The organism is Acidobacteriota bacterium (genome assembly GCA_034211275.1).
In the GTDB taxonomy this organism is placed as follows: Bacteria; Acidobacteriota; Thermoanaerobaculia; order Multivoradales; family JAHZIX01; genus JAGQSE01.
The window spans coordinates 14,033-41,000 of sequence record JAXHTF010000004.1 but is presented as its reverse complement, the minus strand read 5'-3'; the positions used below and the strand labels follow the sequence as shown (position 1 = coordinate 41,000).

Below are 26,968 nucleotides of genomic sequence, written 5' to 3'. Positions count from 1 at the left end.
CGATCGCTCAACAAATCCTCGGCAGCGGCTCACCTTCCGGCTCCGCGAGCAGCCGGCGGCCGATACCCGTATCGAGGATCACCGAGCCCGGGCGTTCGGCGACGCAGCGGCCGATGACCGCCGCGCGCTGGCCCAGGGGATGACGGCGCAGGGCTTCCAGCACCCGATCCTCGGCCCCGGCCCTCACCGCCAGCACCGCCTTGCCCTCGTTGGCCACGTGCAGGGGGTCGATACCCAGCAGCTCCGCCGCGGCGCGGGCGGGGTCGCTCACCGGCACCGCCGGCTCCTCCACCTCGATGCCCACGGAGCTGCGTCCCGCCAGCTCGTAGAGGGTGCTGGCGACGCCGCCGCGGGTTGGATCCTTGAGCGCCACCACCGCCTCGCCACCGGCCTCCAGGGCGGCCCGCACCAGGCCGTTGATGGGGGCCACGTCGGAGCGCAGATCGCCCTCCAGGCCCAGCTCCTCCCGCGCCGCCAGCACCGCCAGGCCGTGGTCGCCGACGGTGCCGGTGACCAGCAGGCGGTCGCCGGGGCGCAGGCCCGAGTTGCCCACCACCCGCCGGGTGAGAGCCACGCCGGTGGTGTTGAGCACCAGGCCGTCTAGCTCCCCCTTGCCCATGACCTTGGTGTCGCCGGTGACCACCGTCGCCCCGGCCTGCCGGCAGGTGTCCCGCACCGAGGCCTGGACCCGCTCCAGGTCGGCGCGGCGGAAGCCTTCCTCGACGATCACCGCCGAGGTCAGGGCCAGCACCTCCGTCGCTCCCATCATGGCCAGGTCGTTGACCGTGCCGGAGACCGCCAGGCGGCCGATGTCGCCGCCGGGGAAGAAGATGGGATGGATGACGTGGGAGTCGGTGGTGAGTACCAGCCAGCGGCCGTCCCCCAGGGGCAGGGCGGCGCCATCGTCCAGGCTCTCCAGGCCGATACTGGGGTTTTCGGCAGCGTCGCCCGGCGCGGCGAAACCGGCGGTGAAGACGCCCTCGATGAGCCGGCGCATGGCGCTGCCGCCGGCGCCGTGCTTGAGGCCGATGACTTCTTCCAGGGGCGGATGGGAGTAGGTCATGCCGCACCCACCTGGGGCCGGCCGCCGTAGAGCTGCCAGATCTTGCAGGTCCCCTCGCTGGAGACCATGCAGGCCCCTACCGGGCTGTCGGGACGGCATTGCTGGCCGAAGAGGGGACAGTCGGTGGGAGCGGCGATGCCGGCCATGATGTCGCCGCAGATGCATTGGGCCGCCAGCTCCCGGGCGGCTTCCCCGGAGGCTCGGCCGGCAGCTTCCCCGGGGACCTTCCGCGCCCACAGCGCCGGCAAGTCGATGGTAAAGCGCGTGCGGGCGTCCACCGGCGCCCATTCATCCCGCAGGATGAGGTTGCCGCTGGGAATCTCGGCGATGCCCCGCCAGACGCCGCCGGAGGTGCGGAAGACCCGCCAGAGCTGCTCCTGGGCGTTGCGGTTGCCCTCCCGGGTGACGCAGCGGGGGTAAAGGTTTTCGACCGTCGCCTCCCCGTCGCGGATCAGCTCCAGCACCCGCAGCAGGGCGGCGAGGATGTCCAGGGGCTCGAAGCCCGCCACCACCACCGGCACTCCCTGGCGCTCCACCACCGGCTCGAAGACCTCCCAGCCGGTGATGGTGGCGGCGTGACCGGCGGCCAGGTAGCCATCGATGCGGCTGCCGGGCATCTGGGCCACCAGATCCATGGCTGGCGGGATGTATTTGTGCGCCGCGAGGACAGAGAAATTGGCCGGCAGCTCCTCGTCCCGGGCGAGGATCGCCGCGGCGGTGGTGACGGCAGTGGTCTCGAAGCCGGAAGCGAAGAAGACCAGCTCCTCGCTGGCGGGCAGGCCACGGGCCAGGGTCACCGCCTGGGCGATGCTGTAGACCACGTGCACCTTGCCGCCCTCCGCCTGGGCGTCGGCGAGGGAGCGGGAGGAACCGGGAACCCGCAGCATGTCGCCGTAGGTGGCGACGTGGACTCCCTGGAGGGCCAGGGCCACCGCTTCGTCCACCTCCGGGCTGTCGGTGACGCACACCGGGCAGCCGGGCCCCATGAGCACCTCCACTTTCTCCGGCAGCAGGGAACGCAGGCCGAAGCGGGCGATGGCCTGCTCGTGGCTGCCGCAGACGTGCATGACAGTAACGGTGGGAGCTTCGATCTCTTCCGCTACTTCCCGGATGCGCCGCCCCAGGGCCCGGGCGCGCTGGGGATCGCGGAATTGCAGCCGGCGGGCGGCGGCGTCGAGGCGCTGATCGTTGAGATGGGCCTCGCTCATGACGGCACCTCCCCGCCGGCGGCCATCTCCCCGCGCACGTCCTCCGCCATCATGTCCTCCTCCTCCGCCGCCGCCAGCAGCAGCTCATAGAGCTCCAGGGTCTCCTGGATCTCCTCCTCGGGAATCCTCCGGATGGCGTAGCCGGCGTGGTTGAGGACGTAGTCCCCCACCGCCACCGGCTGGTCCACCAGGTCCAGCCGCACTTGGCGCTGGAGGCCGAAGAAGTCGACCTGGGCCACCGCCCCCTCGAGCTCGAGAATCTTGCCGGGCACTCCTAGGCACATGAGCGTCTCCTGGTGAAGGCGTCCGCGATCACCGCTTGCCCCAGGGCCAAACCGCCGTCCCCGGCGGGCACCTGGGAGTGCACCAGCACGGGATGGTTGGCGAGAGCCCGATGGAGGGCGAGAGCACCGCGGACGCGTCGAGTGAGCAGAGCGTTCTGGAAACAGCCGCCGGTGAGCACCACCGGCAGCTCGCCGGCGATTTCCCCAGCCCGGTGGAGGGCGTGGACTCCGGCGGCGGCAAGGGTGTTGTGGAAGCGAGCGGCGAGGAGGGACCGGTGGGTCCCCGCCAGCAGCTCGCCCACCAGCTGGCGCACCGCCGGCCGCAGGTCGATCTCCCACGGCTCGTGGCCGCGCTCCAGCCGCCAGGGGTAGACGCCGGCCTCGGAGGCGTCGGCGCAACTCTCCACCATCATCGCCAGCTGACCTTCGTAAGCAGCCTCGGGATGGGCGAAGAGGAGGGCGCCGACGGCGTCGAAGAGGCGGCCCACGCCGTGGGCCGGCGGCGCGTGAACCCGGCGGCGGATCATCTTGCCCACCACCTGCCACGCAGCCTCGGGGACCTTCCCCAAGACCGCCAGACGCTCCACCGGCGGCGAGCCGTCGAAGGCGTCGTCCACCAGCGCCAGAGCCAGCCGCCAAACCTCCCGCACCGCCAGGTCGCCGCCGGCCAGGGGCAGCGGCCGGAAGGTAGCGAGGCGGCGGCAGTGGTGGCGGTCCGCCCACAGCAGCTCGCCGCCCCAGGCGGTGCCGCCCGGGCCGTTGCCGCCCGGGCCGTAGCCGACACCGTCCCAAGCGAGAGCCAAAGCCGGGCCGTCCGCACCATGCTCCGCCAGAGCGCTAACCACGTGGGCGTGGTGATGCTGCACCTCCACCACCCTCCCCGGCCGCGAGCGGCCATAGCGGCTGGAGAGATACTCAGGGTGGAGGTCCACCGCCGTCACCTCCGGGCGCACCTGCAGCAGGCGCTCCAGGTGCGCCACCGACTCCTCCAGACGCTCCAGCCCCTCCAGGGACTCCAGGTCTCCCACGTGGGGCCCCAAGTAGGCGGCGTCGCCGACGCCGATGCAGAAGGTGTTCTTGAGCTGGCCGCCACAGGCCAGCACCGGCCGGGCCAAAGGCCGGCGGAGGGTGATGGGCCGCGGCACGTAACCCCGGGACCGCCGCAGCAGCAGGGGCGCTCCGTCCACCACCCGCGCCACCGAGTCGTCGCAGGGAGCGGCGATGTCCCGATCGTGGAGCAGGAAGAAATCCGCCACCGACGCCAGGCGATTCAGGGCCTCGTCGTTGCGGTAAATCATCGGCTCGCCGGAGCCGTTGCCGGAGGTCATCACCAGGGGGCCGCAGCCCTGCTCCGCAGCAGCCTCCAGGAGCAGATGATGGAGCGGCGTGTAGGCGAGCATCAAGCCTACCTGGGAGAGATCGGGAGCTACCTCCGGGGCCAGCGGCCGTGCTCCTCTCTTCTGCTCTCGGCGCTCCACCAACACGATGGGCCGCTGGGGGGACGCCAGCAGCGCCTCCTCCGCCTCGCTCAGCCGGGCGTAGCGCCGCGCGGTCTCCAGGTCCGGCACCATCACCGCCAGGGGCTTGGCCTCGCGGCCCTTGCGTCGCCGCAGCCGCTGCACCGCCGGCGAAGACGCAGCGTCGCAGGCAAGGTGGAAGCCTCCCAACCCCTTCACCGCCACGATGCGCCCCGCCGCCAGCTCCTCCCCGGCGCGGTCCAAGGGATCGGTGCACAAGACGGCGGCACCGTCCGCCGTCGTCAGCCACAGCCGCGGGCCGCATTGCGGGCAAGCGTTGGGCTGGGCGTGGAAGCGGCGGTCTTCCGGATCCTCGTACTCCCGGCGGCATTGGGGACAGAGCTCGAAGGAGCTCATGGTGGTCAGCGGCCGGTCGTAGGGAACGCCGGTGGCGAGGGTGAAGCGGGGCCCGCAGTGGGTGCAGTTGGTGAAGGGATAGCGGTAGCGCCGATCCTCGGAGGCCATCGCCTCGTCCAGGCATTGGGGGCAGGTGCCCAGATCGGCGGGGATGGACAGCCGGCGACCTTCCCGGAGGCCTGCTGCCCCCTCGGCGCTGGCGACGATGACGAAATCTCCAGGATCTCCCGAAGGCTGCTCCGCCGCAGGTTGTTCGGCGGCTACGCTGCGCCAGCGGCAGGAGGTCACCTCCGAGGGCGGCGGCGGGGCCTGCAAGCGGCGGGTAAAACGCTCCAAAGCCTCCTCGCTGCCGAAAGCCTCGATGGTGACTCCGGAAGTGTCGTTGCGCACCCAGCCCGCCAGGCCTTCCTCCCGGGCGAGACGATAGACCCAAGGTCGAAAGCCCACTCCCTGCACCGCCCCTCGGAGGACGAAGCGGCGCCCCTGGAGCTCGCCGGTACCACCGAGCCTTCGGGCTCTCGGCAACTTCGGAGCGACGGCGGTCATGGTTCCTCCTCGTCGGCCTTCGGGCTGACGGAGAGCAAGTAGGCGGTGAGATCCCAGATCTGCTCGTCGCGCAGAAAGCCCCAGGCGGGCATGGAGGTACCGGGGCGACCGTTGTGGATCACGTCGAAGATCTCCTCCGGGGTGACGCGCCGGCGCCAGGCGGGATTGGTGAAGTCCTGGGGCTGGGCCGAGAGGGCCTGGCGGCGCAGCCCCTTGCCGTCGGCGGCGACGCCGTGGCAGAAGGCACACTGCTCCAGGTAGAGCGCCCGGCCGCGCTCCTGGGCGCGCTCCGAACGCAGCCGTGGAGGCAGGTCCGAGGCGTTGTCACAGGCGCTCAGCCAAGCGGTCACGCTCAGCGCTCCAAGCAACAGTAGGGACCTCAGAAGAACACGGCGCTGGGCGATCTTGGCTCGTAGCATCATGGGCTCTCCCTTCCCGCTCCTCCCGCGGCGGCAGAGGAAACCCCAAAGCCGCCGCTTCCGCCGCCACCCGCCGCACCAGCCCGGGCAAGGCCGCCGTCACCTCGGGAGACCGCTCCAGCCCCAGGTCGAGGCGGGCGGGAACCACTCCCAGGAGCACCATCACCTGGGGATAGGCGTCGATGAGCCGCAGGCCGTCGAGGAGATCCGACACCCCGACCTGGTGCACCGAGAGGCGCTCCCGCACCGCCGGCGCCACCTCCTCTCCGGCGAGGCGTACCGCCGCCCCGGGAGCGTCGCCGGTGCGCACGGCGTCCACCAGGATCACCCGTGGTGCCTCCGCCAGATAGCCCAGCAGTGAGAGCCCCAGGGTGCCGCCGTCGAGGGCCTGCACCCCCTCCGGCAACCGATAGTCCCGGTGCAGCCGCAGCACCGCTTCGACGCCCAGGCCGTCGTCGGCGCAGAGCACGTTGCCCAGCCCGAGGATCAACAGCTGCGGCGCGGGGAGGGTGATGCTCAAGATTTCTCCTCCTCCTCGTCCTCCGGGGTCGGCTCGCGGAATTTGTAGCCGGAGAAGATGGAATCCATGGTGCCGGTCTTCTCCACCGCCGCCATCAGCCAGGCGCTATAGACGTGATGCACCGCAAAGCCCAGCAGCAGCCACATCACCGCGTGGTGAATCCAGCGCGCCGTCTGGGCGCCGCCGAGCCACGGCAGCAATCCGCCGAAGATGCGCATCCACGAGTCGACGTGGGCACTCATGCCGTAGAGCGCCAGGCCCGTGACGATGGCCGTCAGATAGAGCACGAAGACCAGGCTGTAGGCCAGCCCCGCCAGCGGGTTGTGACCGCGGGTGTCCGGCGGCTTGGTATGAAGGAATATGTAGAAGGTGAAGGTCTCCACCAGCTTTTTGCGCCGCTCTCGGCTCACCGGGATGAATTGATCCCAGCGCGAGTAGCGGTTGCCCAGAAACATCCACAGAATGCGGCTGAGCACCGAGAGGGTGAAGACGATGGCGAAGTAGGAGTGCACCGCCTTCACCGTGCCCATGACGAAGCTGTAGCGCGCCTCGCCGGGAACCACGATGAAGGGGTTGCCGATGTAGAAGCCGGTGGCCGAGAGCACCACGATGGAGATGGCGATGAGCCAGTGGGTGATGCGCACCGGCAGCTGCCAGGTGTAGTAGCGGCGCAGGGCTGGCCGAGCCTGGGTGGCGGAAGCCGCGGTCCGGCCGGCGGAGGCCGGCGTCGGCGCCAGGGGCACCGAGCCGGCGGGACCGGTAGCGGTGGGAGCGCTCATATCGGATTCACCTTGACCTTGGAGAGCTCACGGCGGCGGGAATCCACCACGTGCACGCCACAGGCCATGCAGGGATCGAAGGAGTGCACCGTGCGCAGGATCTCGATGGGCTGCTCCGGATCCGCCACCGGCGTTCCCAACAGCGCTTCCTCGTAGGGGCCGCGCTGGCCGTCGGCGTCCCGTGGTCCGGCGTTCCAGGTGCTCGGGACGATGCATTGGTAGTTCTCGATCTGGCCGTCCACGATGTGCACCCAATGGCCCAGGGAGCCGCGAGGCGCCTCGTGAAAACCGGCCCCGGTGCAGTCCTTGGGCCAGGACGCGGGCTCCCACTTGGAGTTGTCGTGGATGCGCAGCTCGCCGCGGCCCATGTTGTCCTCCAGCTCGCCGACCCAATCCCCCAGCCGTTCGACCAGCAGCTGGGTCTCGAGGCCCCGAGCGGCCACCCGGCCGAGGGTGGAGAAGAGCGCCGGTGCGCCGACCTCCAGCTGGCCCAGGGTGGTGTCCACCAGCTGCCGCACCCGCGGCTGCTCCCGGGCGTAGGCCACCAGGGTGCGGGCCAGGGGCCCCACTTCCATGGCCTTGCCGTCGTAGCGGGGGGATTTGAGCCAGCTGTACTTGCCGTCGGTGTGGAGGCGCTGGTAGGGCGGCTCCGGCCCCGTGTAGTTGGGCTCCGTCTCTCCCTCGAAGGGATGCAGAGCCTGCCCGTCGCCGCCGGAGTAGGAATACCAGGAGTGGGTTACCTGCTCGGTGATCTTGGCCGGATCCACCGGCTGCACGCCGGCCAGATCGCCGCCGTAGATCACTCCCGAAGGCATGAAGAGGGGGGCCTGGGGGCCGTCCCCTTCGGGATAGTCACCGTAGACCAGGAAGTTGCGCGGCCCGGCGCCGTAGCCCGCCCAGGGCTTGTAGAAAGAAGCCACCGCCAGCAGGTCGGGAATGTAGACCTGGGAGACGAAGCGCTCGGCCTGGGCGATGAGCTTGCGCATGTGGTTGATGGAGTCGATATTGATCGCCGCCTGGCTGTCCGGATCCACCGGCGTCGCCATGCCGCCCACCAGGAAGCTCTGCAGGTGGGGGTTCTTGCCGCCCAGAATGGCGTGGATCTTGATGAACTCCCGCTGCCAATCCAGCGCCTCCAGGTAGTGGGCCACCGCCAGCAGATTGGCCGCCGCCGGCAGCTCGTAGGCCGGATGACCCCAATAGGCGTTGGCGAAGGGACCCAGCTGCCCCTGGTCGACGAAGGTCTGGACGCGGTCCTTGACCCCGCGGAAGTATTTGGCGCTGGACAGAGGCCAGTCGGAGATGTTCTGCGCCAGCTGAGCGGTCTCCGCCGGATCCGCGCTCAGCGCCGCCACCACGTCCACCCAGTCCAGGGCGTGGAGGTGGTAGAAGTGGATGACGTGGTCGTGGACCATCTGGGCGGCCATCACCAGGTTGCGCAGCAGCCGCGCGTTGGGCGGCGGCTCGGCGCCGATGGCGTTCTCCACCGCCCGGATGGAGGCGATGGCGTGGACCGTGGTGCACACGCCGCAGATGCGCTGGCAAAATGCCCAGGCATCCCGCGGGTCCCGGCCCTTCAAAATGATCTCGATGCCCCGGAACATGGTGGACGACGACCAGGCGTCCTGCACCCGGCCGTTCTCCACCTGGGCTTCGATGCGTAGATGCCCCTCGATGCGGGTGACGGGGTCGACCACAACGTGGGTCATGACTCTTCTCCTTTCTCCGCTGCAGCGTCGGAGACCGGTTCGGCGTCAGCCTTGTGGGCGCGCTTGGCGGCCATGGTGCGGCCGATCTGCACCAGCCCGTGGCCGGCAAAGGCGGCGCCGACGCCGGCGGTGGCCCACAGACCGATGCGGTCGATGTTGGACTGCACGCCGAAACCGGGAACCCCGCTGAGGTGAGCGTAGAAGGGGGTCATCTTGTCCCAGAAGTCCGGCTCGGCGCAGCCGATGCACGGATGCCCGCAGCCGATGGGCCAATTGGTCCCCTCGTTCCAGCCGATGTTGGGACAGTTCTGATAGGTCACCGGACCCTTGCAGCCCACCTTGTACAGGCAGTACCCCTGGCGGTGCCCCAGATCGCCCCATTGCTCCACGTACTGCCCCGCGTCGTAATGGGCGCGGCGCTCGCAGTTGTCGTGGATGCTCTTGCCGTAGGCGAAGAGGGGCCGGCCGTAGTGGTCCAGGGGCGGCCAGCGGTCGTAGGTCAGGTAGTAGACGATGAGGGCGGCGAGGTTCTCGCCGTTGGCCGGGCAGGCGGGCAGGTTGACCACCGTGTCGAGCTCCGGCAGGGCGTCCTTGACTCCCAAGGCGCCGGTGGGGTTGGGCGCTGCCGCCGGAATCCCGCCGTAGGCGGCGCAGGTGCCGATGGCGATGGTCGCCGCAGCATGACCGCAAACCTCCCGGGCGATGTCCAGCGCCGAGCGGCCGCCGACGGTGCAATAGGCGCCGTTGGCCCCGGTGGGGATGGAGCCTTCCACCACCGCCAGATACTGGCCCGCATACTCCTCCACCACCCCATGCAGATTCGCCTCCGCCTGATGACCGGCGGCGGCCATGATGGTCTCGTGGTAGTCCACGGAGAGAACGTCGAGAATGATGTCGGCTACGCTGGGCCGGCTGGCCCGGAGGAAGGATTCGGTGTTGCCCGCGCAGTCCTGAAATTCGAGCCACACCAGAATGGGCTTGCGGGTGTTCTCCAAAGCCTGGGCCATTTGGGCCCCAACGGATTTGGGCAAGGCCAGAGCTCCAGCCATGATCCCGCAAAAGCGAAGAAAGTCGCGGCGAGAGACACCTTTCCGGCGTAACTCGTCGAGGATCCAGGGGCGTTCTTGAGCCATGGGCGTTCCCTCCTGATTTTTTCCGAGTATGCCTTTCGAAGCAGAAGGTCAAAACATCCGCGGGGGTGTTTTGGAATACGCCGGGGGGTAGTGACTCCCCTACCTCTCGGGGTAGGACGAGCGGCGGCAAAGCTCTGCCGCTGCGGCCGAAGCTACGGCCTGATCCACAGCTTGCAGATAGGCTGGCGAAGGAACAGTCTTCTACGAGAGCCGAGCAAGCGAATGGGGAAAAGCTCAGGATAGGACCGTCTCATCCCTACGAGATCCCGAGCTCTCCCCCGAGATCTGTACAGCTGCTTGTTCGAATCAGAGTCCTGAAACTGAGCCAACGAGGTCACCCATGAAACAGCCGATGTCGTCCTGGGCCGTTGTCGTCTCTCACCTGTTCTTGGCGCGGGTCCCCATCCTCGGTCTTTTCGCCTTGATCGCCCTCGGATTCTTCGGCCTTTGCGGCCCTTCGACGCTCACCAACATGATGCTGATGGGAAATCTCAAGCAGCTCGCCCTGAGCGCCTTCTTCGCCTGCCTCTTTGCCAGTCTCTGCGGCCTGCTGCTCCTGACCATTTGGAAGCTGGCGGAGATTCGCTTCCAGGTCCGTCCCCTGAAGCTCCCTAGCTGGCTCGACAATGCCACCGCCTATCGTGGGTTTGTCGCTCAGCCAGCGGCGCTCATCCTGATCGCCGCACTCGGCCTCCAGAACACCCCGGAGGAGGATGGCTTCTGCTACTGGTACGCGGCCCTCGCCATCGCCGCTGGAATCCTCGCCGCCGCTCTGGTGATCGTCCTCATCGAGAAAGTCCGCGGCTTCTTCGTCCGGAAGCTCCTGCCCTCTCTGCAACGGAGGGTGAAGCGCCCCCTCACCCGGCCCTTGCGTGTCTTCGGGCCGGGATTCTACGACGAGGGTCAGCAGGGGCTACAGCCGGGCCAAGCTCTGGCTTTCACGACGCTGGGAATCTTGATTTCCTTCTACATCGGTGGCTATTTCGGCCTTGAGCCTTCGCTCGAAGAATCCCCTCAGCTAGCGCCGACCCTGGTCTATATCCTCGGCTGGTTCATGCTTCTGGTCTCCTTCTTCAGCGGTGTCAGTTTCTATCTCGACCGCTACCGCGTTCCGGTGCTCTTGGGTCTCCTCGCGGGCCTGATCATTCTGGGATTTGTTGCTCCCAAGGACCACTACTTCAGCGTCAAACAGCTGGAGACCGACCCACCGGAAGCTGTTCAAGCCTTACAAGCCCGTTTGGACTTGCAGCGACAAGGCCTGAGAGACGAGAAGCCGGTGCTCACGGTAGTGGCGGCCTCCGGGGGTGGTATTCAGGCTGCGGCCTGGACCGCGCAGGTCCTCACCGGGCTTCAGGAGCGCTTCGGCGAAGATTTCACCCGTTCCATCTACTTGGTCAGCTCGGTTTCCGGCGGCAGCGCCGGCCTCTTCCACTATCTCCACGGCTTCGATCCCGAGCAGGCGGCCCCCGACCGAGAAACCCTCGCCTCCATCCGCGAGGCCGCCAAGGCGAGCAGCCTCGAAGCCACCGCCTGGGGCTTGATTTACCCGGATTTCCTCCGCGCCTTCTTTCCATTCTTCGTCAAGAAGCACAAGGATCGAGCCTGGGCCATGGAGCGGGCCTGGCTAAGAAACGCCAAGCAGCAAAAACTCCTGCCGGAGGACCTCGGGGAGAACGGCCCCTGGCTCTCGGACTGGATGAAGGGAACGCGCGAGGGCTGGCTTCCCTCGGTGGTCTTCAACTCCACGATCGTCGAGGATGGGCGACAGCTCCAGCTCGCGACTTTCGACGTAGCGAAGCTGCGAGCCGACAATGGACCGAAGGACCAAGACCTGTTTGAACCCCCTCGTGGAACCGCTCCTCGCTCGCTGACCGATGTCTCTGGGAACCTTCTCGACCTTCCTACCGTCACCGCCGCCCGGTTGTCCTCCACCTTCCCGTTTGTTACTCCCGTGGCCCGTCCGCAATGGGACGATAAGGGCAACGAGAAACTACGACTCGCACGCTTCCACGCTGCCGACGGGGGCTACTTCGACAACCAGGGCGTCGTCAGCGCCATCGAATGGATCCTGGCAATGAACGAGGAGGAGGTGCTCGACCAGTTCTCCAAGATCGTGTTCATCCAGGTCAACGCCTTCCCGGAGCCGTGCGAAAGCTCTGGCCAGAGTAGAGAGGCAGGACTGCTCAGCTGGCTCGAGTCCACCACCGCCCCGGCGCGCACCCTCGAGAAGGTCAGAACCTCCTCGCAACTTTGGCGCAACAGCCTCGAGCTCCAGGCCCTCATCGGCACGATCTCCGATGACTCCGAGGACTTCGAGAACGAGAACTCCCGGCCCAGCAAAGTGCTTCCCGTCGTGATCCAGCCACCCCAGGACTGTAAAGGTCCCGGCGCCAATCCACCTCTGTCCTGGTACCTGTCCGAAAAGGACAAGAAATGGATCGAGAAAACCTGGGAAGAGCTCGAGATGCGCTTCACCAAGAGTGAAAAGTACCCTGCGTTCGAAGAGCTAGAAAAGCTTTTCCAGCCCACCTCACCAACAGCCCCGAAACAGGACAACGCCGCCTGAGAGTCCGTGGTGAAAGCGGTCGCCGGGTGGCCAACCTCAAGAAGAGACCGGCACCGCCTCCGCCAGCAGCTCGAAGTGGCGATCCCGGTGCAGCAGGGCAAGATCGTGGTGGCGGGCGCAGGCGGCGATGAGGAGATCGGTGCTGGGGAGGGTCAGGCCGTGGCTGCGGGGTTGGGTCGGGGGGTCGCAAGGCAGTGGCCAATGTCTCTTGCCCTGCACCGGGCGGCGCGCGCCGCCCGGTGCAGGCGCTTGGTTGAGCGCGGAGCCTAAGCGAACATGAGTCTTCCACGGGGTTCCGGGATCGGCCGCCCGAGCTCCTCAGCGGTTTCGATCCACTCGGCGATAATGACTTGCACGTTCGCGAGCGCCGCTTCGTAGGTCTGGCCGTCCGCCGCACAGCCCGGAAGCTCCGGCACCTCGGCGATGAAGGCGTCATCCTCATCGCTCCAATAGATGATGACTTCGTATCGAGGCTTACCGCTCATCATTTCCTCCAGCGAGACGGTATTTCAGGATGACATCCCGGACCTGGCGAACCTGGTAGGCCTTGGCCTTGGCCTTGGCTCCTTTGGGCTGCAGGTTCAAGATCTCCGGAATGCCCTCCATCGTGAAGATGTGGTGGCTGCCTTTGGTCCGCTCGTCAAAACCCAGATTCCGGAGGAGGGAGCAGAGCCGCTGAAACGGGACATTGGCATCGGCGGTCCCGCGGAGGATCTGGTCGAGAAGCTTCTTCCGCGCGGACATGAGCCTAAGTCTACAGCAGTCAAGCTAGCAGCCCGTGGCAGAAGTCGAGCCGCGCTGCGAGCGGCCCTTTTCCGCCGAATCTTCGTTCGAAAACCTCGCCGATACTCGCATCGCCTGCGGTTTTCCGGCCTTGATTCGGCGAAAAATTGCTCGCTCTCGCTGGCGTCTGACTCTTGCCACGGGCTGCTAGGGGCGCCCAACGTTGATGCCCCCACCGGAGGCGCCAGCTGGCCGGTCCAGGGGCTGGATTGAACGACAGCTCACGAGCTTGCCTCGCGCTTTCTCTTGGCTTCGTGGTCCATGAAAAAGGTGAATTTTCCTTGCACCACCTCGAAGAACTGTCCTCGCTCCAGTTCACGACGAGAGTATCGAGTGAGGTGCTCCCGAACTACGGCATCTGGCACTTGCTCAATCGGCACCGGCCGCGCTTGCGGATAGACGAGTTGACCCATCTCGAGGGGTGACATCGTGGCAATCTGCGCCCTCGCCAAGACATCGAGAGCTACATCCAAGACCGGATCTACTTCCGATAGTACCGGATCAATTCCCGAGCGATGTCGCCCTCGCGCTTCCCAATCCAACATTCTATTTCGCTTCATTCACCTTCCTGTCGTTCAACGGCCTTGGGCTGAGCGGGGCGCGCAGCGTGCCCGCTCTAGCGAGTTGCTATGCGCAGCAACCAGGATTTCATCAGACCTCACTGAGCCTGCTGCCTTCCGAGACCAAGAAGTGCTGCAATTAGCGCCCCAGAGTACAGAAATAGAAGGGTTTCATAGCCAAACTGCGCGTCGAACAGGAACAACTTTCCTCTAACCACCTTCACTACCCATAAGCCAATATGCTCTAGAGCAACAACCATGAAAGGCGCAGCAAAGTGCACCAACTTTTTCTTCGACACGAGAGCCATGACTATGAAGCCCAAGCCAGCGGTTAGCGTCACAAGCGTTAGATTCACAGCCAGCCACTCCCAAGTGATAGCTTGGAAGTACATCCCCTCATAGACCACAAACGCCAGAATAACTGCTCCATACAAGACATACAGCCATGCGAAAAGCGACCATACCCAATCAAGCCCCTTCGCTTCGCTCCTCGCGTATCGCGCCAGGAGTACCGCAAAGATGAATATGACTACGATGAGCGCAACATGGCTCTTAACACCTTCCCCAGACAAGGCTGCGTCTCGAAAGAATGCACCGTAAATGAATGAAGCTATGGTTATCAGGTCAGCAACGAAAGCCATTCCAGCTATGAACCCTGAGAACTGCCTTAGCTTACTCATTTTACTAGGTTTCCTCTCAACAACATCCGCTCGGTGCCCGTGGCATAAGGCATCCGCTGCAAGGCTGTGGCCTGCGGCTGAGGAATCTGCGCAGAACGGTGTGGCTGCTAAGCGGTGGCGCTAGTCACCAGCTTCAGCAGCGTGGTTCTGCGGCGCTTCAAGTTAGTAGTCACGTCTCATCCTCGGCGATTCGTTTTGGGTTCAATACCGCCTCAACGAACTCTTCGGGAGGTTTATAGTTATGCTTCGTCACGTAGTGATGAACCATCGTTGGCGCGGAGTACCACACTCCGTTCTGGCCGAGCACGCGAATCTGGCCGTTGCCGATTGTCGACCAAGGTGGATTCACGTTTGAATCTTGTGGACAAAATTCGCAGTCGTGAAAGCCACGGTGCAGGAGAATCGGCCTTGCACAGATTTCTTCAAGGGCCTGATGGAATTCTGGGAAGGTCTGTCCGGTGGGATATGGGCGCTCTTCACCAAGCCAGCCAACGTTCAATACACCGCTCTCTTCTTCGCCCGCAGTGTACGTGTGAGTTGTCAAATCTCTAAAATATGTCATGGTCTAGCCTTATTGGGAGGTGGCTCTTAGTCGCATCGGAGAGCAAGCCGCAGAACGGATTGCGCATCAGGGGCGCCCCTTCAGCCAGCTGTTGATGGCCAGCGAAGTCACCAGCCCACGACCACTACGGCCGATGGATACGGCTGTGGCGTCCCTTTGCATGCGCCTTGTTCTGCGGCTCTTCTTCACGGCACTACCTCCCTCTTCTGAGAATTACTTTAGACGATTAAATCAGTTCACCAGGCGGTTTGATCGTCTTCCATACCCTGACAGCTTCCTTGATTATCGGCAGCTCGGCGGCTTTCACGATTGGTATTCGCAGGGGCGAGCTATCTCTCAGAGCGTAGTTGAAGAAGCTCTCTTGCTTGAGGTGCCCAGTAACGAATGTGATGACTAGGACCCGTGCTAAAAGAAATTGATAAACCCGATGCCCTTTCATTCTACCCTGACTGGGTGGTGGCATGTTACGTAGGTCTTCGTCATCCAGGATGTACAGGATGACAGGGTACTCACACTCTTCACCAGGATTCTGATTCAGAATCATTCCTCTGATGGACTCTTCGTGAGGGCCTAGGCGGACATCCCCATACGTTTGCAGGCTTGATACGCTAGCTCGCCACAAGATAGACAGGAGTAACAGTTTGAGGCTAGCGTAATCGTGACCTTCAAGGATAAGCTGTTGATCTCCCTGACTGTCAGTACACTCGGTGAGCTTCAGCCTTGAGCCCGGTTGCTCTCCCGAGAGAGTCCGCCACGTCGCTAGAGATTTCTGCTCAAAGCTTCTATTAAGATACTGCTCGCAATCGACGCAAAGTAGTTGTTCGCGGATTCCTTTTTGGGGGAAGCCGAGTTGGACTCCTTCATCTGTACTAGTTGCAGAGAGCATTCGCCGTGGCTTCTCATCGTAGAGAGGTTTATAGATAAACTCGGGCACAATGTGGGAGTCCGCCAGATCTTTGGCTTCGCGGCACAGCTTGCAGAAATCAGATCCATCTTTCATGCCGGCCTAGCTGGTCCTCTTAGCCGCAGAACGTTTCAAGCCAAGCGGCGGCGCCAGCCGTCCGTTTGGGCGCAGGGATATGCGACATCGATCCTCGGAGAGGATACCATCGGCACTTACGGCATTCTCAGCCATGGAAGGCCCGCTTCTTTCAGGAGGGCCTGGGCAGCATCGCGTCCGCCAAGCGAATCTGAGAGATGGTGTTGTATGCCTACTGCATGTGTCAGATTTAGGCATCCCGAAAGCCAGCTTACGTAGAGCGACTTGCCCATGGACTCCGCCGCCGCCGCGGAACCCCAGAGACTACGAAGAGAATTCCATTGCCGGATCACACTGCCCAGAACTTCCTCTGCTCGCCGACCGTCCCAAACAGATTCCGTTGAAATCTGCACTGTCCGACTGATAGCAGTGTTCCAAGCGCTGCCTAGCCGGCTTACAAGGGCCCTTACCACCTCATCGGCGTTGACCACAAATATCTGCTCGCGCTCCAGGCAAACTACGCAGATGTAGACAGGCATTGGAGTCGCTCCCCAATAGGTGAGGTGATCCACACTGAACCTAAAACCGAACTTTTCCCCTCGGCGCGTTGGAAGGGACCTATCTGTGCCCTTGACTTGCAGGAATGCAAAGCACGGCCCTTCCCCGTCAGATGGTAGGTGCTGCACTAGAAAGTCAAATCCATAGTCGACGTTGCATGGGTTTACGATCCACCCTTGCTTTAGAAAAGCGCTAGCCACAAGGTTCTCGGCTAGGTCGCCTGCCTGATGTGATCGAGGTCGTTTCATTGGTCTATCTGAAAGTCGTACTCACACCGACACAGGTTCGCATATCGGGCGGCCGCTCAGCGCCCATCGGAGCCGCGCAGCGGCGGAGAGGTGCGCTGCAGCGGCGGGGTTCGGCGGCTCCTTTACTGCCGTAGCAGAAGTGAGCAATCTAGTCATGGCCCAACATCTTCCTCATTGTCTGCCCGTCGAGAACCGCTCCGCAATTAGCTGGGCTATCTCTAGGACGCTCATTGGAGGGCTCGGAAGCGCGACCTTGTCTGCGAGCGATGGGCTGAACTGCAGAACATCATCTACAGTGACACCAAGCCAAATAGGCAGAATGATTCTGTCAGCAGCCATCTCACGACTTAGGAGGCCATCAAGTTCATAGAGCGGCCACTTCTTCCGAAAATAATTCCTTGACAGGATGACCACACCGAAAGTCGCGTGCTTTAGGCCAGCATCTATCTCACGTCTAAGGCTGTCGCCAATTTTCAGAACAGTGCGATCAAACCAGACCTTGATAGATTGCTCTGCTAACTTATCAACTAGCAACTGCGCGAACTCCCTGTCTTCGCTTGCATAAGAGATGAATAGGTCATACGGCTTTTCGGCAACTGCTCCCTCTCCTCTGCTGTCCGCTTGTTTAGTGTTTGTTTCTAGAACAGCTAAATTCCGCTCAAGCTTTGAGAAATCCCACACCTCTAGTCTTCCATTGGATACGAGGTAGAACAGTGGTTTCTTGGGGTTAAACCCTGCATTCAGCTCAGGTGCGGGGACGTTGCGCGTATCTCCAGCGATGCTACTTAGCCTGGTACCAGGCTTTACCCATCTGAGATCGAGCTTTCCCTCCTCGCTGGTGCGTTTGTCAAAGAGCAATCGACCGTCACGAGAAACCAAGCTACCCACTGTCTGGAAAGGATCTACATCGTTCGACTGATCCCAGAAAATTTCGTGCCCGTTCCGTTCTTCGAGGAGTTTGCCTGTTTCTGCGTGCCGGAGGCACTCTTGATACTCCACCCAGAATTCATCACTCACCTCACCGCCAGCGACAAAGCCGCCTCGGTGACAAAGCACCTGGCCATCGGGAGACCAACTCCGACCGAGATACCCGGGGAAACCCCAATAACTTTCAGGCTCCAATTCACTCAAGGGTAACAACCAGAGTCGCTCACAGCCGTAGGGAGCCCTGAAGTATTCTTTCACGACGCTCACTGATCAACCGATTTCATCAATTGGCCTTTCAAGGCCGCCGAACATTAAATTCAACGGCCTCCGCCACAATCCGCTTATTGGACTCGCACGGCCACTTATTCAAGGCTCGCTCCCCTTCCAAGATGCTCTTTTTCTTCATCATAGGCTGCCTGTGGAGTTAGGGTCAATCTTCGAGCCTGTCCAATAAGCCGGCCGCCACAAGGTTTGTCGCGTAGTTCTCCCTTATCCGACAAGCTTCACCGCTGAGGCATGGGGGAGGAGTTGGCGTCTAACCGGGATCTTGGGCCGGTTCGCGGTCTCGCCAGCTGCCTATTGGACACGAAATGCTGTCGGATAGGCAGATAGCTGCCTGTTCGCATAGGCGCTGTCGTATAGGCGCCTGCGCCTGAGAGCCAGTCCGCCTGATTTCAGGACGAAATCGGCACCGCTTCCGCCAGGAGCTCGAAGTGCCGATCCCGGTGCAGCAGGTCGAGATCGTGATGGCGGGCGCAGGCGGCGATGAGGAGGTCGGTGCTGGGGAGGGTCAAGCCGTGGCTGCGGGACTGAATCGCAAGCTCGCAAGCCAGCCGCCAGACTTCGGGGCCGGTCTCGACGACCTGCAGGGTTTGTTCGAGGCTCGAAAGCCACTTGCGCTCCTCGTCGCCGCGCACACCGTTCCAGAGCTCGAGGCGCACCAGGTCACAGAGCCTCGCACGGTCTTCGCGCAAGGCTTTGCCGACGGACTCGCGCACCACCTCGTCGCCGCGCACCCGCATCGCCTCGATCCACGCCGAAGTATCGATGAGAACGCCTCGACGCTCGGTCATTTGCTCTCCCGTAGCTTCTTCAGCTCCGCCGGAGAGATGACCTTCGCGAAGCTACCTAGCTCCCCAGCGAGCTGTTCAAGCCGCTGACGGCGGTTGAAATCCACCACGGCGGTGACCACCGCCTCCCGCTTGGTGCGGGCTCCGGTCCACCGAATGGCTTCTTCGAGCTCCTCCTGAGGAATATCAATCGTAGTTTTCATGCATCCGATCCTATCACTGGACGGAATCTTCCCGACGACTTCTAATTCCGGAATCCACCCCGATGCTGCATCTGACGGCGAAATCTGAAACTATCTACAGAGCTGGAGTACCATCGAGAAAGACCATCGCATCCTGAGCCTCTGGAGGCTGATCCCTGCGCTTCGCCTGCTACCCGGGACATCCTTGAACATCGCCGAGAAAGTCACGCCATGACCGGATCCCTACTCGTCTATTCCAAGGTCCTCGCCATCGTCGGCGACATCATCAAGGTGTCGGTGCCGGAGTCGTCCGCCGGCAGCGCTCCCGCTGTGCGGCTGGGGGATCTGGCGCTGGTGGAAAGTCCCGGATCGGCGCCGTCCACCGCGCAGGTGATCCGCATCGACGGTGACGTGGTGTCGCTGCAGGTCTTCTCCGGCACCAAGGGTTTGACCACCGGTGCCCGCACCCGCTTCCTGGGCCACGCCATGCGGGCCCCCTACTCCCAGAACATCCTGGGCCGCATCTTCGACGGCGCCGGCGAGCCCATCGACGGCGGGCCGGATCTGTCCCAGGGGCCCCAGACGGAGATCGACGGACCCACCGTCAACCCGGTCAAGCGCGTGCTGGCGTCCAACATGATCCGCACCGACGTGCCCATGATCGACGTCTTCAACTGCCTGGTGGAGAGCCAGAAGATCCCCATCTTCTCCATCGCCGGCGAGCCCTACAACCGCTTCCTGGCGCGCATCGGCATCCAGGCCGACGCCGACATCGTGGTCTTCGGCGGCCTCGGATTGGTCTTCGACGACTACCACTTCTTCCGCACCGCCTTCGAGGACGCCGGCGTCGGCGCCCGCACGGTGATGTTCGTCAACCTGGCCTCGGACCCCATCGTCGAACGCACCCTGGCGCCGGATCTGGCGCTGGCGGTGGCGGAGCGCTTTGCCGTCGAGGAGGGCAAGCGGGTGCTGGTGCTGCTCACCGACATGACCGCTTACGCCGACGCCTTGAAGGAGCTGGGCATCGCCCTCGAGCAGGTGCCCTCCAACCGGGGCTACATGGGCGACCTCTACTCCCAACTGGCGCGGCGCTACGAGAAGGCCTGCGACTTCAAGGGCGCCGGCTCGGTGACTCTGCTCACCGTCACCACCATGCCCGGCAACGACGTCACCCACCCGGTGCCGGACAACACCGGCTACATCACCGAGGGGCAGCTCTACCTCCACGACGGCATGATCGACCCCTTCGGCTCGCTGTCGCGGCTCAAGCAGCACGTCATCGGCAAGGTCACCCGGGAGGATCATGGACAGGTGATGAACACCATGATCCGCTTCTTCTCCAGCGCCCGGGACGCCGAGCAGAAGCAGGCCATGGCCTTCGAGCTCTCGCCCTTCGACCACAAGCTGCTCAAATTCGGCCGCCTGTTCCGCAGCCGCTTCATGGACATCGCCGTCTCCCAGCCCTTGGAAGAGGCCCTGGACGATTGCTGGCGCACCCTCGCCGAGTGCTTCGAGCCCCATGAGCTGCTGATGAAGCAGTCGATGATCGACAAGTACTATCCACAGGACAGCGAGGCCCAGGAAAGCGCGGAGGCCCATGGCTAGACTCGCCCTCAGCAAGAGCTCGCTGCTCAAGGAGCGGCGGCAGCTGGCCAACTTCGAACGCTTTCTGCCATCGCTGGATCTGAAGCGCAAGCAGCTGATGATCGAGCGCGGCAAGGCGCGCACCGCCTACGCGGCCCGGCGCCGGGAGCTGGAAGAGCTGCAGGCGGAGGTGGAGGACAAGCTCCCCATGCTCGCCAACCACGAGGTGGAGCTGGACGGCCTGGTGCAAATCGAGAACGTGCGGCGCAGCGAGGAGAACGTGGTGGGAACCCGCCTGCCGCGCATCGACGAGGTGGAAGTCGCAGTGCGTCCCTACGCCTTCCTGGGCCGTCCCCACTGGGTGGACAACCTGGTACGGCTGCTGCGCGCCTACCTCGAGGCGAGGCTGCAGGAGCGGGTGGCGGAGCAGCGGGTGAAAATCCTCGAGCACGCGGTGCAGCGCATCACGCAGCGGGTCAATCTCTTCGAAAAGGTGCTCATCCCGCGCACCCGGGAGAATATCCAGCGCATCGAGATCTACCTCGCCGACGAGCAGCGCAGCGCCGTGGTGCGGGCCAAGATCGCCAAGCGCAAGAACCTGGAGCGAGCTCAAGCATGAGCGTCGTCGCCCTCAAGAAGGTCACCGTCTTCGGGTTGGCGGGAGAAAAGGACCAGCTCCTCTCCCACCTCCAGGATCTGGGCATCCTGCACCCGGTGCGGCTGGCGCCGAAGCTCAATCGGCCGGAAGAGGAGACGGTGGAGTACCCGCGCCAGACCTACCAGGCGTTGCGCTATCTGTTGGCCACTCCCATCAAGCGCCGTTCGGTCACCGACCCTACCGGCTTCGACCGCACCGCGGTGGTCAGCGCCGCCCAGGCCAACCGGCGCCGGCGGCGGGAGGTCCAGGATCGCATCGATCAGCTGCGGGTGCGCCTCCGCGCCGTCGAGCCCTGGGGCGATTTCGAGCTGCCGCCGCTGGACGAGCTGGCCGGCCAGCGGCTGTGGTTCTACCTCATGCCCCGGCGGCGCCTGCGGCAGATCCCCGAAGACTTGGTCTGGCAAGTGGTGCAGATGGACCACCGGGTGGCGCGGGTGGTGGTGGTGTCCAAGGGCCTGCCCGCGGGAGTCCCCGGCGAGCGTTCCCGGGTGGGCACCCGCTCCCTCTCGGAGCTGCGGCGGGCGCTGGAGCTAGCGGAGAGCGAGCTCGAGGATCTCGACGGCGAGCGCTGGAGCCTGACCCGCTGGATCGGCCTGATCCAGACCAACCTGGCACGGGCGGAGGACGAAGCCTCCCGCCGCCACACCGCCGCCCAATCCCTCGACGCCGGCGAGATCTTCGCCGTCCAGGGCTGGGTCCCGGCCACCGAAGTGGCACGGGTGGAAGAGCTGCTGGAAGCCGAGGGGGCGGCGGCCACCTTCGCCGATCCGGAGCCCGACGAGGAGCCGCCGACGCTGCTGGAGAATTGGGACCGGGTTTCCGGCGGTGAGGATCTGGTGGGTTTCTACCAGCTCCCGGGCTACCGCGACTGGGATCCATCGGCGGTGATCTTCCTCTCCTTCGCTCTCTTCTTCGCCATGATCCTGGCGGACGCCGGCTACGCCGCCGTGCTCTCCCTGCTGCTCATCGCCTTCTGGCGGCGACTGGGCAAGAGCATCGCCGGGCAGCGCATGCGAGCACTGTCCGCCGCCATCTGCGTCGCCTCCTTGGCCTATGGAGCCCTGGTGGGCAGCTACTTCGGGGTCACGCCGGCGGAGGGCTCCTGGCTGGGACGGCTCAAGCTCCTGGATGTCTCCGATTTCAGCACCATGATGAAGCTGTCCATCGGCGTCGGCACCCTGCACCTGATTCTCGCCAACGCCCTCACCGCGTGGCACCGATGGCGCAGCCGCAAGCCGAAAGCGGCCCTCACTCCGGTGGGCTGGATCACCATGATGGCCGGCGGCCTCACCACCTACCTCGGCGGCTACGGCACCGCCATCGGTGATCTGGGACTGACCCTGGTGGCAGCGGGCGCCGGCATCGTCCTGCTCTTCACCGGCCGGCCGGTGAAGGGGCTCAAGGATCTGCCCTGGCGCCTTCTCGACGGCCTCAAGGAGCTCACCGGCTTCTCCAAGGCTTTCGGCGACATCCTCAGCTACCTCCGCCTCTTCGCCCTCGGTCTGGCCAGCGCGTCGTTGGCCCAGACCTTCAACCAGCTGGCGGAGCAAGCCCAGGGCTCGGGGGCAGGGATCGCCCTGCTCTTCGGCCTGCTCATTCTGATCCTCGGACACAGCCTGAACCTCGTCCTCGCCCTCATCGGCGGCGTGGTCCACGGCTTGAGATTGAATTTCATCGAGATGTACAACTGGAGCGTCTACGGTGAAGGACAGCCCTTCAGGGCTTTCCGCAAGAAGGAGAAAGCAACATGGAAACAGTGAGCCTAATTCTCGGCTGGGCCGGCATCCTCAGCCCGCTGATGCTGGGCGCCATCGGCTCCATCGTCGGCTGCACCATCGCCGGCCAGGCGGCCTGTGGAGCTCTGCTGGAGGTCGAGAGCGGTTACGGCCGCTACATCGGTCTCTCGGCGCTGCCGTCCTCTCAAACCATTTACGGCATCGTGGTGATGTTCGCCCTCAATCGCCCGGTGACGCCGGAGAACGGCCCGGGGCTCTTCGCCATCGGCTGCCTCACCGCTCTGGCGTTGATGATGTCGGCGTTCCGCCAGGGCGACTGCATCGCATCCGCCATCACCGCCTCCAAGTCCAAGCCCGAGGTCTTCGGCCTGTCCATCGCGCCGGCGGCCATCGTCGAAGGGTTCTCCGTCTTCGCCTTCGTCTTCGCCCTGGTCCTCGCCGGCGGCCTGCCGGCGGCACCCTAAGGAGACACGATCATGAGTGAGCGAAGCACCCTGGACACCGCTGAGGTCACCTCCTCCGGCGTTGAAACGCTCATCGAGCGGCTGCGCCAGGAAGGGGTCGGCGCCGGCCGTGCCGAAGGCGACCAGATCGTCCAGAACGCCCAGAACCAGGCGGAAGAGATCCTCCGCAAGGCCCGCCACCAGGCGGAAGAGCTGGTAGCCCAGGCGCGCCGGGAGGCGGAGCAGGCCACCAGCGCCGGCGAGGACGCCCTGCGCATGGCGGCCCGGGACACCGTGCTCAAGATGCGCGAGGAACTGGGGCAAAAGCTCGAGAGCCGGGTGCGCCGCCTGGTCACCGAGGAGCTGGAAGATCGCCAGCTGATGGCCCAGCTGATCCTCGAAGTGGTCTCCCGGGCGGTGGCGGACAGCGGCGTCGCGTCGGCGCGCAAGGTGGAGATCGATCTGCCGGAAGAAGTGCTGGACCCGGCGCAGCTGCGGGAATCGCCCCAGGAGCTCAGCGGTCCCTTGAGCGACCTGGCCAAACAGGTGGCCACCGCGTCCTTCCGCGAGGGGGTCAGCTTCGAAAGGCTCGGCCCCGGCGGGCAAGGCATTCGCGTGCGGCTGGTGGACGAGAGCATCGAGGTGGACCTCAGCGACGCCGCCATCGCCGAGCTGCTGCTGCAACACCTCAAACCCCGCTTCCGGGCGGTGATGGAAGGCGTCGCCCAATAGGGGCGGGCACCCCGAGGTTCTCATGGCTCGATCCCGTCGCTACTACCAGCTCATGGCCAGCCTGCCGCCGTTGCTGCCGCTCTTCGAGTCGGAGCAGACCCCCATCTCCCGGCTGCGGCTGGAGGAACGCCTGGGCATGCTGACGGCGGAGGACCGGGCGGAGCTCTCCGCCATCACCTCCCTCACCCACTGGCACCGGCTGGCGCCGGATGCCGACGACGCCCACCTGGTGGCTCTGGCCCACCGGGTGGTGCCGGCGATCGGCAATGCCGAGCTGCGGGAGATTCTTACCTGGCGGCTGGAGCTGCGCTCCGTGGTAGCGGCCCTGCGGCGACGCCAGGCCGGCCGGCCGGCGCCGACCGCTGGCGAGCTGTGGGGCTACGGCCGTTGGGTGCGCACGGTGGAGGCCCATTGGAGCCACCCGGACTTCCAGCTGGCGGGGCCGCTCCCCTGGGTGCCGGAGGTCCGCCAGCTGATGGAGCAAGACCAACCCTATGAGCTCGAGCGCGCCCTGCTGGGGGTCTCCTGGCGGCATCACCGGCTGGCGGCGGAAGGGCATTATTTCGATTTCGAGGCGGTGGTGCTCTACGTCCTGCGCTGGGACCTGGTCCACCGCTGGCTGATGTACGACGGTCAGCGCGCCCGGCAGCGCTTCGAGGAGATGGCGGAAACAGCCCTCGAGGAATGGATCGCCTGAGCCCGAGAAAGACCGAACCCGAGGAAGATCGAATCCGAGGAAGGAACTTAGAGATGGCAGAGCGGACAGCACAGGCTGAGACTCAGTCCCAGGCCCGGGCCCGGGTGGTGGCGGTGCAGAACGACCTCATCACCCTCGAAGCGGCGGAAGAAGGCCAGCTGATGAAGAACGAGGTGATCTACGTCTGCCCCCGGGGTACCGACGAGCAGCTCAAGGGCGAGGTCCTGCGGGTGCGCGGTCGCACCGCCGATGCCCAGATCTTCGAGGAGACCCGCGGTGTCTCCGTGGGCGACCCGGTGGAGCAAACCGGTGAGCTGCTCTCCGCCCAGCTCGGACCGGGGCTGCTGGCCAACGTCTACGACGGCCTGCAGAACCCTCTGCACACCATCGCCGGTGATCACGGTTTCTTCCTGCCCAAGGGAGTCAAGGTCTCGGCCCTCGATCCTCAGGCCCGCTGGGCCTTCTCCCCCAAGGTCAAAGAGGGCGATCGCCTCGACGCCAGCGGCGTGCTGGGAAGCGTCCACGAGGGCCGCTTCGAGCACAAGATCATGGTGCCCTTCGACGAGCCCGGCCCGGTGGAAGTGACCTGGATCCAGGCCGGAACCTTCACCGTCGACACCGCCGTCGCCCGCATCCGGGACGCCTCCGGCAACGAGCGCGAGGTGACCATGACCCAAAGCTGGCCGGTGCGCAAAGCGTTGCCCCAGAACCTGCTGCGGCGCCGGTTGGCGGAACGCCTCTATCCCTCCGAGCCGCTGATCACCACCCAGCGCCTCATCGACACCTTCTTCCCCATCGCCCGCGGCGGCACCGCCTGCATCCCCGGCCCCTTCGGCGCCGGCAAGACGGTGCTCCAGCACCTCCTCTCCCGCTACTCCGCCGCCGACATCGTCATCGTGGTGGGCTGCGGCGAGCGCGCCGGCGAGATCGTCGAGATCCTCACCGAATTCCCCGAGCTCAGCGATCCCCGCACCGGCGGCTCGCTGATGGACCGCACGGTGATCATCGCCAACACCTCGTCCATGCCGGTGGCGGCCCGGGAGGCTTCCATCTATCTGGGCATCACCCTCGGCGAGTACTATCGCCAGATGGGCTACAGCGTGCTGCTGCTGGCGGATTCCACCTCCCGCTGGGCCCAGGCCCTGCGCGAGACCTCCGGCCGGCTGGAGGAGATCCCCGGCGAGGAGGCCTTCCCCGCCTACCTCGATTCCGCCATCCGCGGCCTCTACGAGCGCGCCGGCGTGCTCCAGACCCAAGACGGCTCCGTCGGCAGCCTGACCATCATCGGCAACGTCTCCCCCGCCGGCGGCAACTTCGAGGAGCCGGTGACCCAGAGCACCCTGGCGACGGTGAAGACCTTCCTCGGCCTCTCCGCCGCCCGCGCCTACAAGCGCTACTATCCGGCGGTGGATCCGCTGATCTCCTGGTCGCGCTATCTGGAGCAGCTGGCGGCGTGGTTCGATCAGAACGTCGCCCAGGGTTGGACCGGCCGCGTCGCGGAGCTCTCCCGGCTGCTCAAACGCGGCGACGAGATCGAGCAGATGATGCAGGTCACCGGCGAGGAAGGCATCACTCTGACGGACTTCGTCACCCAGCAGAAGGCTCTGCTGGTGGACATGGTCTATCTCCAGCAGGACGCCTTCGATTCCGTCGACGCCACCACCTCGCTGGAGCGCCAGAAAGCTTCCTTCGCTCTGGTCTACGACCTGGCGAGCCGAGACTACGACTTCGCCGACAAAGAAGCAGCCCGCACTTTCTTTACTCGCCTCACGGGGTTGTACAAGAACCTCAACTACGCGCGGGAAGACTCACCCCAATACGCCGACTACCGCCGGCAGATCGAAGAGCTCGCCCAAGGCGTCACCCGCCGGCCCGCGGCGGTGTCGGCCTGAGGGGCCCTAGCCACCTAAATCACCCGCCGCGGCGCCGCCGTCGCCGGGTCGCCGGTGTTGGGGGTGTCGGCGCGCTCGATGAGTAGGAGGTGGGTTTCCTCCTGCGCCACCGGCCGGTGCTCGACGCCTCGGGGCACGACGTAGAGCTCCCCAGGGCCGAGCTCCACCTCCGACTCCACGCCCTCCCCGTCCCGCAGCTGAATCCTCAGCCGCCCCTGGAGCACCAGGAAGAAGTCGTCGGTGTCGTCGTGGTGATGCCAGACGAACTCTCCTTGTACCTTGGCCACCTTCAGCTCGTGACCGTTGAGCTCCCCGACGATGCGCGGCTGCCAAAGCTCGGTGAACATCGCCAGCTTGTCAGCCAAATTGACCGCTTCCCTCATACCGTTACCCCAATTCTTTCCCGACTCTCCAGCAGTCAGAGCCCGCGCCCATGACCCGCCGCAGACGTGTTTTGCGCTAAGAAAATTGTCATACCAAGACCGGCCAGAGGCAACCTTTGGATGTCTTTCGTGTCTTCAAGAGCTATCAGAAACTGGTAGCCAGCCTCCAACGGACGCTCCTGCGAGACCAACC

28 protein-coding genes are annotated in these 26,968 nt (G+C 64.8%); 8 read left to right on the top strand and 20 right to left on the bottom strand.

Annotated elements, in window-relative coordinates; genetic code table 11:
* Window positions 1–7: 7 nt before the first annotated feature.
* Genes hypE through SX243_01645 form a run of 9 tightly spaced genes read right to left on the bottom strand, consistent with a single transcriptional unit; the run spans window position 8 to window position 9,535 of the window.
* The gene (gene hypE, locus SX243_01685; GenBank protein MDY7091662.1) at window positions 8–1,063 is read right to left on the bottom strand and encodes a hydrogenase expression/formation protein HypE; all 1,056 of its coding nucleotides are present in this window, start codon (window positions 1,061–1,063) and stop codon (window positions 8–10) included.
* Window positions 1,060–2,271 carry a hydrogenase formation protein HypD gene (hypD, locus tag SX243_01680; GenBank protein ID MDY7091661.1) on the bottom strand — a complete coding sequence of 404 codons (1,212 nt, stop codon included), beginning with the start codon at window positions 2,269–2,271 and terminating at the stop codon, window positions 1,060–1,062. The genes hypE and hypD overlap by 4 nt, the downstream gene beginning before the upstream one ends.
* Window positions 2,268–2,555 (bottom strand): HypC/HybG/HupF family hydrogenase formation chaperone, encoded by a 288-nt coding sequence (locus tag SX243_01675; protein ID MDY7091660.1) that lies wholly within the window; start codon window positions 2,553–2,555, stop codon window positions 2,268–2,270. Before SX243_01675 ends, hypD begins: the two co-directional genes overlap by 4 nt.
* Window positions 2,546–4,975 (bottom strand): carbamoyltransferase HypF, encoded by a 2,430-nt coding sequence (hypF, locus tag SX243_01670; protein MDY7091659.1) that lies wholly within the window; start codon window positions 4,973–4,975, stop codon window positions 2,546–2,548. Before hypF ends, SX243_01675 begins: the two co-directional genes overlap by 10 nt.
* Window positions 4,972–5,325, bottom strand: coding sequence for a cytochrome c (locus SX243_01665; GenBank protein ID MDY7091658.1), 354 nt, complete (start codon window positions 5,323–5,325; stop codon window positions 4,972–4,974). The genes hypF and SX243_01665 overlap by 4 nt, the downstream gene beginning before the upstream one ends.
* Window positions 5,300–5,914, bottom strand: a complete 615-nt coding sequence (locus SX243_01660) for a hydrogenase maturation protease (GenBank protein MDY7091657.1) — start codon at window positions 5,912–5,914, stop codon at window positions 5,300–5,302. The genes SX243_01665 and SX243_01660 overlap by 26 nt, the downstream gene beginning before the upstream one ends.
* Window positions 5,911–6,693: a Ni/Fe-hydrogenase, b-type cytochrome subunit gene (gene cybH, locus SX243_01655; protein MDY7091656.1), complete on the bottom strand. Its 783-nt coding sequence runs from the start codon at window positions 6,691–6,693 to the stop codon at window positions 5,911–5,913. Before cybH ends, SX243_01660 begins: the two co-directional genes overlap by 4 nt.
* The gene (locus tag SX243_01650) at window positions 6,690–8,402 is read right to left on the bottom strand and encodes a nickel-dependent hydrogenase large subunit (GenBank protein ID MDY7091655.1); all 1,713 of its coding nucleotides are present in this window, start codon (window positions 8,400–8,402) and stop codon (window positions 6,690–6,692) included. The genes cybH and SX243_01650 overlap by 4 nt, the downstream gene beginning before the upstream one ends.
* Window positions 8,399–9,535 (bottom strand): hydrogenase small subunit, encoded by a 1,137-nt coding sequence (locus SX243_01645; protein ID MDY7091654.1) that lies wholly within the window; start codon window positions 9,533–9,535, stop codon window positions 8,399–8,401. The genes SX243_01650 and SX243_01645 overlap by 4 nt, the downstream gene beginning before the upstream one ends.
* Window positions 9,536–9,875: 340 nt before the next feature.
* Between SX243_01645 and SX243_01640 the strand changes: the two genes are divergently transcribed.
* Window positions 9,876–12,101, top strand: coding sequence for a hypothetical protein (locus SX243_01640; protein ID MDY7091653.1), 2,226 nt, complete (start codon window positions 9,876–9,878; stop codon window positions 12,099–12,101).
* A gap of 36 nt (window positions 12,102–12,137) precedes the next feature.
* On the opposite strand, the gene SX243_01635 is transcribed toward SX243_01640, so the two are convergent.
* The 10 genes from SX243_01635 to SX243_01590 form a co-directional block, all read right to left on the bottom strand.
* Window positions 12,138–12,320, bottom strand: coding sequence for a hypothetical protein (locus SX243_01635; GenBank protein MDY7091652.1), 183 nt, complete (start codon window positions 12,318–12,320; stop codon window positions 12,138–12,140).
* Between the two features lie 47 nt (window positions 12,321–12,367).
* Window positions 12,368–12,586 (bottom strand): type II toxin-antitoxin system HicB family antitoxin, encoded by a 219-nt coding sequence (locus SX243_01630; GenBank protein MDY7091651.1) that lies wholly within the window; start codon window positions 12,584–12,586, stop codon window positions 12,368–12,370.
* Window positions 12,576–12,845 carry a type II toxin-antitoxin system HicA family toxin gene (locus SX243_01625; GenBank protein ID MDY7091650.1) on the bottom strand — a complete coding sequence of 90 codons (270 nt, stop codon included), beginning with the start codon at window positions 12,843–12,845 and terminating at the stop codon, window positions 12,576–12,578. The genes SX243_01630 and SX243_01625 overlap by 11 nt, the downstream gene beginning before the upstream one ends.
* 260 nt (window positions 12,846–13,105) lie before the next feature.
* A complete protein-coding gene (locus SX243_01620) occupies window positions 13,106–13,444 on the bottom strand; it encodes a hypothetical protein (GenBank protein MDY7091649.1) in 339 nt (112 codons plus the stop codon).
* 98 nt (window positions 13,445–13,542) lie between these two features.
* Entirely contained in the window at window positions 13,543–14,124 is a 582-nt protein-coding gene (locus SX243_01615; protein MDY7091648.1) for a hypothetical protein, read from the bottom strand.
* A 169-nt stretch (window positions 14,125–14,293) separates the two neighbouring features.
* Window positions 14,294–14,686 carry a hypothetical protein gene (locus SX243_01610; protein MDY7091647.1) on the bottom strand — a complete coding sequence of 131 codons (393 nt, stop codon included), beginning with the start codon at window positions 14,684–14,686 and terminating at the stop codon, window positions 14,294–14,296.
* Window positions 14,687–14,912: 226 nt separating this feature from the next.
* Window positions 14,913–15,686, bottom strand: coding sequence for a hypothetical protein (locus tag SX243_01605; protein ID MDY7091646.1), 774 nt, complete (start codon window positions 15,684–15,686; stop codon window positions 14,913–14,915).
* 956 nt (window positions 15,687–16,642) lie between these two features.
* On the bottom strand, window positions 16,643–17,488 hold the full coding sequence (locus SX243_01600) for a toll/interleukin-1 receptor domain-containing protein (protein ID MDY7091645.1): 846 nt from the start codon (window positions 17,486–17,488) through the stop codon (window positions 16,643–16,645).
* 584 nt (window positions 17,489–18,072) lie between these two features.
* A complete protein-coding gene (locus tag SX243_01595) occupies window positions 18,073–18,471 on the bottom strand; it encodes a PIN domain-containing protein (GenBank protein ID MDY7091644.1) in 399 nt (132 codons plus the stop codon).
* Complete coding sequence (locus SX243_01590) at window positions 18,468–18,671, bottom strand: type II toxin-antitoxin system VapB family antitoxin (protein MDY7091643.1); 204 nt, start codon at window positions 18,669–18,671, stop codon at window positions 18,468–18,470. The genes SX243_01595 and SX243_01590 overlap by 4 nt, the downstream gene beginning before the upstream one ends.
* Window positions 18,672–18,881: 210 nt before the next feature.
* Here SX243_01590 and SX243_01585 point away from each other — a divergent pair, with 210 nt between their 5' ends.
* Genes SX243_01585 through SX243_01555 form a run of 7 tightly spaced genes read left to right on the top strand, consistent with a single transcriptional unit; the run spans window position 18,882 to window position 26,392 of the window.
* Window positions 18,882–20,255, top strand: a complete 1,374-nt coding sequence (locus SX243_01585) for a V-type ATP synthase subunit B (GenBank protein ID MDY7091642.1) — start codon at window positions 18,882–18,884, stop codon at window positions 20,253–20,255.
* Entirely contained in the window at window positions 20,248–20,853 is a 606-nt protein-coding gene (locus SX243_01580; protein MDY7091641.1) for a V-type ATP synthase subunit D, read from the top strand. The genes SX243_01585 and SX243_01580 overlap by 8 nt, the downstream gene beginning before the upstream one ends.
* On the top strand, window positions 20,850–22,652 hold the full coding sequence (locus SX243_01575; GenBank protein ID MDY7091640.1) for a V-type ATP synthase subunit I: 1,803 nt from the start codon (window positions 20,850–20,852) through the stop codon (window positions 22,650–22,652). Before SX243_01580 ends, SX243_01575 begins: the two co-directional genes overlap by 4 nt.
* Window positions 22,640–23,092: an ATP synthase subunit C gene (locus SX243_01570; protein MDY7091639.1), complete on the top strand. Its 453-nt coding sequence runs from the start codon at window positions 22,640–22,642 to the stop codon at window positions 23,090–23,092. The genes SX243_01575 and SX243_01570 overlap by 13 nt, the downstream gene beginning before the upstream one ends.
* Window positions 23,093–23,104: 12 nt before the next feature.
* Window positions 23,105–23,803: an ATPase gene (locus SX243_01565; protein MDY7091638.1), complete on the top strand. Its 699-nt coding sequence runs from the start codon at window positions 23,105–23,107 to the stop codon at window positions 23,801–23,803.
* A 22-nt stretch (window positions 23,804–23,825) separates the two neighbouring features.
* Window positions 23,826–24,500: a DUF2764 family protein gene (locus SX243_01560; protein MDY7091637.1), complete on the top strand. Its 675-nt coding sequence runs from the start codon at window positions 23,826–23,828 to the stop codon at window positions 24,498–24,500.
* A 53-nt stretch (window positions 24,501–24,553) separates the two neighbouring features.
* A complete protein-coding gene (locus SX243_01555; GenBank protein MDY7091636.1) occupies window positions 24,554–26,392 on the top strand; it encodes a V-type ATP synthase subunit A in 1,839 nt (612 codons plus the stop codon).
* 14 nt (window positions 26,393–26,406) lie between these two features.
* Here SX243_01555 and SX243_01550 read toward each other — a convergent pair whose 3' ends face one another.
* Complete coding sequence (locus SX243_01550) at window positions 26,407–26,775, bottom strand: cupin domain-containing protein (protein MDY7091635.1); 369 nt, start codon at window positions 26,773–26,775, stop codon at window positions 26,407–26,409.
* Between the last annotated feature and the right edge of the window lie 193 nt (window positions 26,776–26,968).

Coding starts and splice junctions, on each gene's coding strand:
- SX243_01575 (MDY7091640.1), top strand. CDS start 20,850: ATGAGCGTCGTCGCCCTCAAGAAGGTCACCGTCTTCGGGTTGGCGGGA.
- SX243_01570 (MDY7091639.1), top strand. CDS start 22,640: ATGGAAACAGTGAGCCTAATTCTCGGCTGGGCCGGCATCCTCAGCCCG.
- SX243_01645 (MDY7091654.1), bottom strand. CDS start 9,535: ATGGCTCAAGAACGCCCCTGGATCCTCGACGAGTTACGCCGGAAAGGT.
- hypD (MDY7091661.1), bottom strand. CDS start 2,271: ATGAGCGAGGCCCATCTCAACGATCAGCGCCTCGACGCCGCCGCCCGC.
- SX243_01550 (MDY7091635.1), bottom strand. CDS start 26,775: ATGAGGGAAGCGGTCAATTTGGCTGACAAGCTGGCGATGTTCACCGAG.
- SX243_01615 (MDY7091648.1), bottom strand. CDS start 14,124: ATGAGTAAGCTAAGGCAGTTCTCAGGGTTCATAGCTGGAATGGCTTTC.
- SX243_01565 (MDY7091638.1), top strand. CDS start 23,105: ATGAGTGAGCGAAGCACCCTGGACACCGCTGAGGTCACCTCCTCCGGC.
- SX243_01630 (MDY7091651.1), bottom strand. CDS start 12,586: ATGAGCGGTAAGCCTCGATACGAAGTCATCATCTATTGGAGCGATGAG.
- SX243_01555 (MDY7091636.1), top strand. CDS start 24,554: ATGGCAGAGCGGACAGCACAGGCTGAGACTCAGTCCCAGGCCCGGGCC.
- hypF (MDY7091659.1), bottom strand. CDS start 4,975: ATGACCGCCGTCGCTCCGAAGTTGCCGAGAGCCCGAAGGCTCGGTGGT.
- SX243_01620 (MDY7091649.1), bottom strand. CDS start 13,444: ATGAAGCGAAATAGAATGTTGGATTGGGAAGCGCGAGGGCGACATCGC.
- SX243_01580 (MDY7091641.1), top strand. CDS start 20,248: ATGGCTAGACTCGCCCTCAGCAAGAGCTCGCTGCTCAAGGAGCGGCGG.
- cybH (MDY7091656.1), bottom strand. CDS start 6,693: ATGAGCGCTCCCACCGCTACCGGTCCCGCCGGCTCGGTGCCCCTGGCG.
- SX243_01585 (MDY7091642.1), top strand. CDS start 18,882: ATGACCGGATCCCTACTCGTCTATTCCAAGGTCCTCGCCATCGTCGGC.
- hypE (MDY7091662.1), bottom strand. CDS start 1,063: ATGACCTACTCCCATCCGCCCCTGGAAGAAGTCATCGGCCTCAAGCAC.
- SX243_01560 (MDY7091637.1), top strand. CDS start 23,826: ATGGCTCGATCCCGTCGCTACTACCAGCTCATGGCCAGCCTGCCGCCG.
- SX243_01610 (MDY7091647.1), bottom strand. CDS start 14,686: ATGACATATTTTAGAGATTTGACAACTCACACGTACACTGCGGGCGAA.
- SX243_01595 (MDY7091644.1), bottom strand. CDS start 18,471: ATGACCGAGCGTCGAGGCGTTCTCATCGATACTTCGGCGTGGATCGAG.
- SX243_01625 (MDY7091650.1), bottom strand. CDS start 12,845: ATGTCCGCGCGGAAGAAGCTTCTCGACCAGATCCTCCGCGGGACCGCC.
- SX243_01675 (MDY7091660.1), bottom strand. CDS start 2,555: ATGTGCCTAGGAGTGCCCGGCAAGATTCTCGAGCTCGAGGGGGCGGTG.
- SX243_01650 (MDY7091655.1), bottom strand. CDS start 8,402: ATGACCCACGTTGTGGTCGACCCCGTCACCCGCATCGAGGGGCATCTA.
- SX243_01590 (MDY7091643.1), bottom strand. CDS start 18,671: ATGAAAACTACGATTGATATTCCTCAGGAGGAGCTCGAAGAAGCCATT.
- SX243_01640 (MDY7091653.1), top strand. CDS start 9,876: ATGAAACAGCCGATGTCGTCCTGGGCCGTTGTCGTCTCTCACCTGTTC.
- SX243_01605 (MDY7091646.1), bottom strand. CDS start 15,686: ATGAAAGATGGATCTGATTTCTGCAAGCTGTGCCGCGAAGCCAAAGAT.